The sequence below is a fragment of the Collinsella aerofaciens genome, assembly GCF_040910325.1.
Classification (GTDB): Bacteria; Actinomycetota; Coriobacteriia; order Coriobacteriales; family Coriobacteriaceae; genus Collinsella; species Collinsella aerofaciens_BL.
The window spans coordinates 1-7916 of sequence record NZ_JBDGAV010000041.1; the positions used below are offsets into that span (position 1 = coordinate 1).

Annotated in this window: 10 protein-coding genes; 2 read left to right on the forward strand and 8 right to left on the reverse strand. The window is 66.2% G+C overall.

Annotated features, from left to right (window positions below; genetic code table 11):
• Window positions 1–81: 81 nt before the first annotated feature.
• The gene (locus AB5Z25_RS10305) at window positions 82–315 is read left to right on the forward strand and encodes a hypothetical protein (RefSeq protein WP_349074679.1); all 234 of its coding nucleotides are present in this window, start codon (window positions 82–84) and stop codon (window positions 313–315) included.
• A gap of 101 nt (window positions 316–416) precedes the next feature.
• Here the strand turns inward: AB5Z25_RS10305 and AB5Z25_RS10310 are convergent, their stop codons facing one another.
• The 7 genes from AB5Z25_RS10310 to AB5Z25_RS10340 form a co-directional block, all read right to left on the reverse strand.
• Window positions 417–2375 (reverse strand): type IV secretory system conjugative DNA transfer family protein, encoded by a 1959-nt coding sequence (locus AB5Z25_RS10310; RefSeq protein ID WP_368135512.1) that lies wholly within the window; start codon window positions 2373–2375, stop codon window positions 417–419.
• Window positions 2372–3727, reverse strand: coding sequence for a hypothetical protein (locus tag AB5Z25_RS10315; RefSeq protein WP_349074684.1), 1356 nt, complete (start codon window positions 3725–3727; stop codon window positions 2372–2374). Before AB5Z25_RS10315 ends, AB5Z25_RS10310 begins: the two co-directional genes overlap by 4 nt.
• Window positions 3720–4184, reverse strand: a complete 465-nt coding sequence (locus AB5Z25_RS10320) for a hypothetical protein (protein ID WP_368135513.1) — start codon at window positions 4182–4184, stop codon at window positions 3720–3722. Before AB5Z25_RS10320 ends, AB5Z25_RS10315 begins: the two co-directional genes overlap by 8 nt.
• Before the next feature lie 82 nt (window positions 4185–4266).
• Window positions 4267–4725: a hypothetical protein gene (locus AB5Z25_RS10325; RefSeq protein ID WP_368135515.1), complete on the reverse strand. Its 459-nt coding sequence runs from the start codon at window positions 4723–4725 to the stop codon at window positions 4267–4269.
• 57 nt (window positions 4726–4782) lie between these two features.
• Window positions 4783–5247, reverse strand: coding sequence for a hypothetical protein (locus AB5Z25_RS10330; RefSeq protein ID WP_368135517.1), 465 nt, complete (start codon window positions 5245–5247; stop codon window positions 4783–4785).
• Between the two features lie 84 nt (window positions 5248–5331).
• The gene (locus AB5Z25_RS10335; protein WP_227790517.1) at window positions 5332–5964 is read right to left on the reverse strand and encodes a hypothetical protein; all 633 of its coding nucleotides are present in this window, start codon (window positions 5962–5964) and stop codon (window positions 5332–5334) included.
• Between the two features lies 1 nt (window position 5965).
• On the reverse strand, window positions 5966–6172 hold the full coding sequence (locus AB5Z25_RS10340) for a hypothetical protein (protein WP_138113704.1): 207 nt from the start codon (window positions 6170–6172) through the stop codon (window positions 5966–5968).
• A gap of 116 nt (window positions 6173–6288) precedes the next feature.
• Between AB5Z25_RS10340 and AB5Z25_RS10345 the strand changes: the two genes are divergently transcribed.
• Window positions 6289–7719, forward strand: a complete 1431-nt coding sequence (locus tag AB5Z25_RS10345) for a DUF2256 domain-containing protein (protein ID WP_138113706.1) — start codon at window positions 6289–6291, stop codon at window positions 7717–7719.
• 1 nt (window position 7720) lies between these two features.
• Here the strand turns inward: AB5Z25_RS10345 and AB5Z25_RS10350 are convergent.
• Window positions 7721–7916, reverse strand: a 196-nt coding sequence (locus tag AB5Z25_RS10350; protein ID WP_368135519.1) for a tyrosine-type recombinase/integrase, incomplete at its 5' end; no start/stop codon positions are given.

Here is a 7916-nt window from a genome sequence, read left to right on the forward strand (position 1 = left end):
CTTCCCCTGGCGAGTTATGTTCGTCCGTATGGGTAAGGGTCGGGTTGAGCTGACAATCCCGTGTCGGAAGGGGCTTGCACCATGCGCGCGATGACAGAGATTGAGTGGCTGGACGGCCGTGTGACGAAGGTGCCGGAGCTCGCCCGGGGCGATGCGTTCGGCGAGAGCGTCCAGGCGGAGCTCGATTTCGGGTTCGACGATGTGTTGGAGGGCCTTTGGGTCGAGGTGCGCCATCATGAGCAGGATAAGGGCGCACTACGGGCGCCCGGGATTTTACGGCGCAACTCGGCGTGCCGAGTTCGTTGCCGCTGGTAGCGTGGCCGGTTAACCCGGAAGGCGGTCACGGCCCGCCGTCATACGCGCCTCGCGTGCCGTATGACGGCGGGCAGTTTTTGCAGGCAGGGCCGTATGACGCATCAGAACCCGTCGGGCGCGGCGGACACCTTGCGCTTCCTGCCGCCGGGCGGCGACCCCTTGGGCTTTTTCGGCTTCTCCGGGATGCGCCATACCGGTGCCGGGGAGGTGTTGCGGGTCTCCCCCTCGAGCGCCCGCGCGAGCAGCGCGCCCTCGGCCTCCGGCGACGTCAGGCCCAGCAGCGGCCCCAGGAACGTCTCGGTGATGTCGCGGCTGGCGAGCGCCATCGGTCCCCCCGCGTCGATCACGAGCGCGCCATTCTCGCGCGCGCTCCAGGCCATGAGCTCCGACGGGGTGATCAGCGGGCGGCGCGCCACGGAGAACGACTTGCCGGACGAGGAGCTCTGCGTCCCCTTGGTGGAGCTCTCCCCGGTCGTCCTCACGCTGTAGTCGCCGAGGCGCTTGCTGATCTCCTCCGCCTCGCCGACGGACTCAACCGAGAGGACGACCTGGGTGCCGAGCAGCGCCAGCAGCGCGTCCGACTCGGCCCTGGAGTAGCCGCACCGCGCCTCGAGCAGATGGGTGTTCTGGAGCACGAAGACGACGTGCAGTCCGATGCTCCGGACCTCGGCGAGGTCGCCGAGGAGGCGGGGGATCTTGGGGATCCCGGACCCCTCGTCGATGGCGAGCAGGGTTTCCGCCGGCAGCCTGCCGCCGGACAGGCGCGCGGTCTCGCGCAGCGCCGACAGCGCCTGCGAGAAGATGCACGAGACGAGCGCGCCGCGGTCGCCGCGGTCCGTCGCGCTGGCGATGTAGAGGATGGTCGGCTTGCGCCCGACCGATGCGAGGTCGACCTCGCCGCCCCAGAGCATGCGGCTGACGTCGTCGTCGCAGAAGGACATGAGGTAGTTGCGCGCGGTGGAGACGAGGGCCTCCCCTCCGCCACCGTTCGACGAGGCGACGAGGAGGAACTGGCGCGCCGGGTTTCCCGCCGGCAGGTCCGCGGCGAGCTCCTCCAGCGACTTCACGGTGCTCTTCCCGTCACGGGGCTCCAGGAGCGCGAGCACGGTCGAGAGGTTCCGCGCGCCGTCGGGGATTCGATCGTCCGTAATCGCGAGCAGGCAGAGGCCGGTCAGCAGGTTGCGGCTGGCGTCCGTGAAGAACCTCTGGCCTGAGGAGAAGGCGTCGGGCACGATGGCGGACGACAGCTCGCGGAGCTCGGCCACGGCGCCGGCGGTGCCCTCGGTCCCGAGTGCCGCGATGGCGCGGTCGAGGGGGTTGAACCTCGCCGACTTGACGGGCTCGTCGAGCCGGATGGCGACGACCTCCATCCCGGTCCTCCTGGCGAGCGGCTCGGTCCATGCGCGGATCTCGGACTTCGGGTCGTGGACGATGACGGACGTCGGGATCCCGTGGGCGTTGCGGTCGATCGCCGCCGCAATTGATGGCGCCAGCGCGCGTCTGCTTTTGCCGGCTCCACTGCCCGCCCTTATGAGGCAGTGGACGGCGGGGACCATCGCGATCCCGCCGCCGATGCAGCCGGCCGCCACGAGCCCCTCCGCGGCGGCCTTCCCGTCCCAAGGAGGGCAGCGCCTCGCGACCCTGGAGGGCCTCGACTCGAGCCAGGCGTCCCCGTGCGTGCGCGTGGGCGCGCGGTCGCCGGCGAACGTCCCGTCGTGGAGCCTCGCCCATGAACGGCCCCAAGAAACGAATCCGAGCGCGAGGACGGAGGCCGCGACGAGGGCGAGCGCCGCGAGCAGCTCGCCCGCCTGGCCCGACGCCGCCGCGTCGGCGGCCGCCTCGAGGGGGCCGCGGAAGACGTAGGTGGGCTCGGGACCCGGGTCGGCCGTGGGCAGCCGCAGCAGGACGGAGAGGCCCGAGATGAGGGATAGAGTCCACCACCTGGCGTAGTCCCAGGCACCGGCGGCCGCGGCGCAGGCTATGACGGCGGCGACGCCGTGGGCCGCGAGCGTGCCGGCGAGCTCCCTTTTCATGTCGCGGTTGAAGGATTTCGGTTTCATCTCGTGATCGTCCTCTCTATCCTGTTCGCTATCTTCAGCGCGGGGACGCTCGACGGCCCGGTGCCGCCGGAGGCGAGGATCCTCAGGGTCGCGGCGATGAGCCGCAGCGCCCTCTCGCCGGCCTCGTCCCCCATGTCGCGTCCTCTGGCGTCCCGTGTGGCTTCCCTGGCGACCAGGGTCGCCATCGCGGCGGCGCGCCCGAGGGCCGGACCGGGCGACGGCGCATGCCTGAAGGCCCGGTCTGCCGTGGGACACCCCCTGAGGTCTGCCGGCTCGAGGGTCCGGCCGCGCGCGGCCTTTCGCGCGAGCTTTTCGAGGCGCGTCTTCGGGATGCAGGCCCGGGCCTCGGTGGTGAGTCCGGCTTCCCGCCGCCTCTCCGTCGCGGGGCCGGTTTGGGGCGCGGCGCGTCGTGTCGGCACCTCCTCGCGAGCCGGCGTTCTGTCTGGGACTATGACCCGCAGCGCCGCGTTCTCGCACCGGAGGCCGAGGTCGGCGGCTGCCTTGCGGACGTAGACATCCCGCGCCTCACCGGTCAGGCACTTGAGGCCGGCGCACCTCTCGACCGCTTTCCTGTGGCGCTCCAGTGCGCCGGCGAGTGCGGGGGAGTCGGACGCCGCCCGGCCGAGGGCCTCCCTCAACGCGGCGGAGGCCTCCGGGTGGAAACGCCTGAGGTGGGCGGCCTCGATCCTTCCGTTCGGCGGCAGGCCGATGTCGAGCTTTCCGCGGTCGATTCGCGCAACTGCTTCCAGGGCCGCCTTCCTCGCGAGGTCGCGCTCGATGTACGCTTCCCGCAGCAGCGGTGCCATGGCCTTCGAGGAGATCTCGAGTCTGGCCGCCTCCATCTTCCCCTTTGGCAGCAGGGAGTCCCAGTCGCCCTCGCGGTCGATCGTGAGGATGTGGACGTGGTGGCTCGTGCCGTTGATGTGCATCGCCGCGTAGAACTCCACGCGGCTCTCGGGCACGCCGGTCATCTCGGAGAAGAGCCTCGGCCACTCGGACCGCACCAGCGCCTGCCAGGCGTCCAGGCGATCGAGGCCGGCGCCTGGGGCGATGTCGTTCGGGACCGTGACGACGGTGGTGAGCACTGCGCCGCCGTTTTGGGCGATGGCGCGCCTGGCCTCCGCCACGGGGACCGGGCCGTCCGCGCCCCAGAGGCCGCCGGTCGAGCCGGTCCTGTTCGCGGCGTAGGCGGCCAGGCCGTCCACGCCGAGCCTCCTGCCGTCCGCCTCGCTGATCTCGATGACGACGCCGCGGCGGGTGCCGGCGTATGCCGCCAGGCCCGCGGCGGACGCCCTCGCTGACGCCCCCGCGCGGACGACGGAGTGGTTGACGATGACGGGCGGGCTAGCCATCGGCGCGCTCGCGCGCGTGGAGCTTCACCTCGTCGATTCGGCCGAGCCCGGCGCGGCTGAGCTCGCCGGCCTGCGCGAGGTAGTTCTTCCAGATGTCCGCGACGGGGACCTCGTCGAGCGAGGCGTAGGAGGCCTTGAGGACGTCGGCCGACATGAGGCCGGCCATGATGGCGGCGGTCATGGGCCGCGAGAGGACCGCGGCGATGCGGTCCTCGGCGGCGTCGAGCTTGCGCTCGATGTCGAGTGCGGCGACGTCCATCCGCGCGTCGACGACGCCGCGGATGAAATCTGCGACCTCGTTGCCGTAGAGGTCGAGCCCCTCCGTGGCGAGCGCCGAGCGCAGGAGCGAGCGGATCTCGTCGCTGACGTTGGAACCGTTGAGCTCTGCCCGCGTCTTGAGGGCGGTGTAGAGCTTTGATTCGAGCTTCACGCTGACGTTCTTTGTTGCTGCTGTCATTCGATCCTCTCTTCGATGCGCGGTGATCGTCGGCCCGAAAGCAGGGGCGGACCGACCGTTGTCGATCCGCCCCGCTTGAGGCCTACTCGTCTTCGAGAAGGACGTTGGGATAGCCCTCGGGCGCCTGGTCTGCCGGGAGGGGAGGATAGGCGACAAGCTTGTTCACGACTCCCAACGTATCGAGGTCCAGGATGCAGTCGATACCGCGGAGGACGCTGTCCGGGGTGTAAGAGCGATCTTCGCTGCGGGCGACCCCGACGATGACCCTGGCGAGCTCGCGGGGGTCGATGCCGGACCAGCGCCTGGCGATTTCCGCGACGATGGCGGGCGCGACGTAAGGGATATTGGGGACGGAGGAGTGGGACGCGATGACGAAGGCGCCGGGGATGCCCTCGATCTTCTCTGCGGGCTCGATAACGATGGGCTGGACGCCGAAGGTGCTCCAGCCGTCGAGCAGGCATTCGGCGTCCGAGGGGATGCGGAAGGAGTGGCCGTTGAGGGTGAGGGGCTTGTGGTTCTTATCGACACTTTTCTTGGGCATGGTTTTCCTTTCGATGTGAGATGGCCGCCGCCCGCTCGGGCGGCGGCGTACGATGGGCTAGTCGTCGATGTCTTCGACGGTGAAGATAGGCCAAGGGGCGCGATCGGCGAGTTCAATGGGGACTGCGCCGAAGACACCGAGTTCCTGAGTAATATTCTCGAGTCGAGCTGCGAAGCGTTTGACGAACGCGTCGTGCGTCGCGCCAGTGCCGTTGACGACATAGGCGCGAGCTGCGATCTTGACGAGCTCGTGGTCGGGGATGCCATAGCACTCGTCGATGGCAGCGAGACAATCCACCGCGTCGGGGGCCTCGTCGGTGGGGCTAAACGCCATGAGGGTGCGGGGAACGTTCGCAATCGCGTGCTTGAACTGCAGGATCCAGGCGCTCTGGGCGTTTTCGGTGTGCTCGAGGTTGAGGACGGGGGTGTCCTGGCCGCCATGGTAGACATAGCGCTTCTTAGCGATGTCGAAGACGAGGGCCGGATCGCTGTCCGTCTGGACTACGACAGTCTGATGCCGCATAAGTACCTCCTAGATGTTGGGATGTATAGAAAAGTTGCCAATGGCGAATGCCGCTGAAAGGCGGAGCCCTCGCCCTCGCGCCGGTCACGACCTCCTCCCCTCGCGCACTCCGGCGCTAATCAGTTCGATGAGCTTGCGCACCTGATCGGAGTTCGATCCGGCCGCCTCCAGCGCCCTGGCGATGCTCTTGCCGGTAAAGGTCGACGCGAACAATGTCGAGCGCTTGTGGCGCCGACGATCTCCGAGCAACTCGATCAGCGCGAGTGCCTCCTCGCGCATACCGCTCGCGCCAAGATCCGCGATGACGAGCACGGGCAGATCGCGATAGCGATCGACGGTGTGGGCCTTCGAGTTGGGGCCGTAAAGTTCGCCGCCGTTCCATGCCGTTGCAAGCTCACATGCCGAGATGAATACAGCGCGCTCGTGGGAGGCCATGGCGGCCGCCGTAGCCACCGCTGCCGCTTCGTCGGCATCGTCGTGCGCGTACCAGATCCATGCGCCGATAGAGAGGCGAGCAGCCTCCTTCTCTTTAGCGTTTCCGGTCTTTGCCGCGAAGATGGCCGAGGCGCGCTCGGCGATGAGCCTGGGAGTGTGCTCGGGAACGCGATGAGCGCGGTTGCCGGGCCCGCGCAACGCCCGCCACGCCTCGGGCGTGATGACGGTGCCGATGGCGCCGTAGTACTCCTTCGAGGCGGGCAGGCCGTCGTAGTCAATCATCCTATTCGCCGCCTTTGCCGCGCAGAGCGCTGAGGTAGACGTCGAGATCGCGCTCATAGATGTACGTGCGGCGACAGAGGTAGATGCCCTTGCCGGTGCGGGCAATCAGCTGGCCGGCGGTGTCGGCGGTGAGGTGAAGCTTGTCAGCGACCTCGTCGCGAGTGAGAAGCGGGCCCGTCTGGATGCCAGGCGTGTCGTTGTCGTCCATGTGTATGCCTCCTTCGGTGTATGTGTTACGGGGCGGGAGCTGCTCCGTGACTACACAATGCCGTCGGCGGGCATAAATCGAGGTATTACATCACCTATTACGGGGGTTTACCTGCGATGATGCTTATCGATAAATTGATAAATAAGATTGAATTGCTGTTGACCGATGCCAAGGGCGGTGAATCGGACTCAAAGGTTATCGATGTTGTGGAGGAGGGGGAGCCGTCTTTGCCGCCTGAAGATGAACGTCGATATTGGCCGATCATGCCGCTTGATCCCGCGACCGGTCAGGTTCAGGTCGGCTATAAGACGAAGGACGGGCTTGAATTTCACGAGAACGGTCGTCTCGTTCCGGACGTAGCGGGCGAGAGTGCAGGCGACCACATGAACTTCACTTATCGCGAAGAATCAATCGGTATGCCGAACAGGCCGTCAAGCGTTGAAACAGACGCACCGGGGGCGGACAAGGACCTTGCTTTCGGCCTGATTCGCTCCGTGGCCCTTGACGGTCTTCTGGAAGGCGTTCTGCCGTCTTGTAAATTGGAAGATTACGGAAGCGTTGATGCGATGCTGCTCGCCCTGTCAGAAGTGCCGGCACCGGCTTGTCGCGTCGACGACGCGCCGCATCCCGGTGACAAGGCCTCCGGCGTCGACCCTCGGGAGAGGTTCGCTGCCGCGGCGCGCGTAACCGGTCCTTTGTTTGGCTTTGTGGGGAGAGTCGGCCCCTATGAAATCGACGAACCGCTTGACGCCTGGCTTTCGGTCGCCGGGGCAATGAAGATCTCTTCCCTGGCTTCATCGGTCGAGATGGGTTCGCCGTCTTCGCTGGGGGTTTTGGATCCCTATTGGCGCGTGTATTGCTTCGGCAACGTTGAGGCAAATAAAACCGCGTACGTGGTTCTCACCAACCTGCAAATCCCTAGCGATCATGAGTTTAGGGATAGCTTCGTGGGCGGGCTTGAGCGCGGTGGCAAGTGGGCGGTGATCAATGAAAGGATTGAGCCCGGGACTGCCATGGTCGAGCGTTCGTTTGTCAGGTGGTGCAAGAACGATACATTGTCCTTTATGGAGACAGTTGGAGAAGCTGACTTTCCAGGTCCGTCTTTTGTTGCAAGGGTGCCTGGTGATACTCTCAGGGGGCTCGACGAGTCTTCCGAGCGCGTTCTCAAGACCGAGGAATCCCTTGCCTCGCATCTGGTGCAGGATATGACGGAGTGGTTCTCGCGCTGCGCGGGTTATGGGTGGAGGAGAATCCTCGAGCCCAAGCGGCAGACTCCGACGCAGATGGCTAATGGCGTCATCGATTATGGCCGCGGCTCTTCTTTCGACCTTTGCGTTCCCGATGCTGCTACGCGCCTTTGGGTCGCGCTTGCAAAGAGTTATTCGGTTGATGTCGTCAAAATATGCGAGCACTGCGGCCGGCCGTTCGCCGACACCGCAAACGGCAAATCGCGATGCTGTTCAGAGGAATGCACGAGAGCGAAGAACGCCAGGAACAGTAGGAAGAGGGCGAACGCGAGGCGAAGCGCATCGAAAGCGAAGAGCTGATTTAATTTGAAAGCAAGTTGCCGATCGTGTTGGCGGCTGCCTGGTCCTTGGCGGCAATTGCGTGTGCATAGGTGTCTAGCGTGAGCTTGACGGTGCTGTGCCCGAGGCGGCTGCTGACGGTTTTGATGTCGACGTTCTCTCCGATCAGCAACGTCGCCTGCGTGTGCCTGAGCATATGCGGGGTCAGGCCGGAGTAC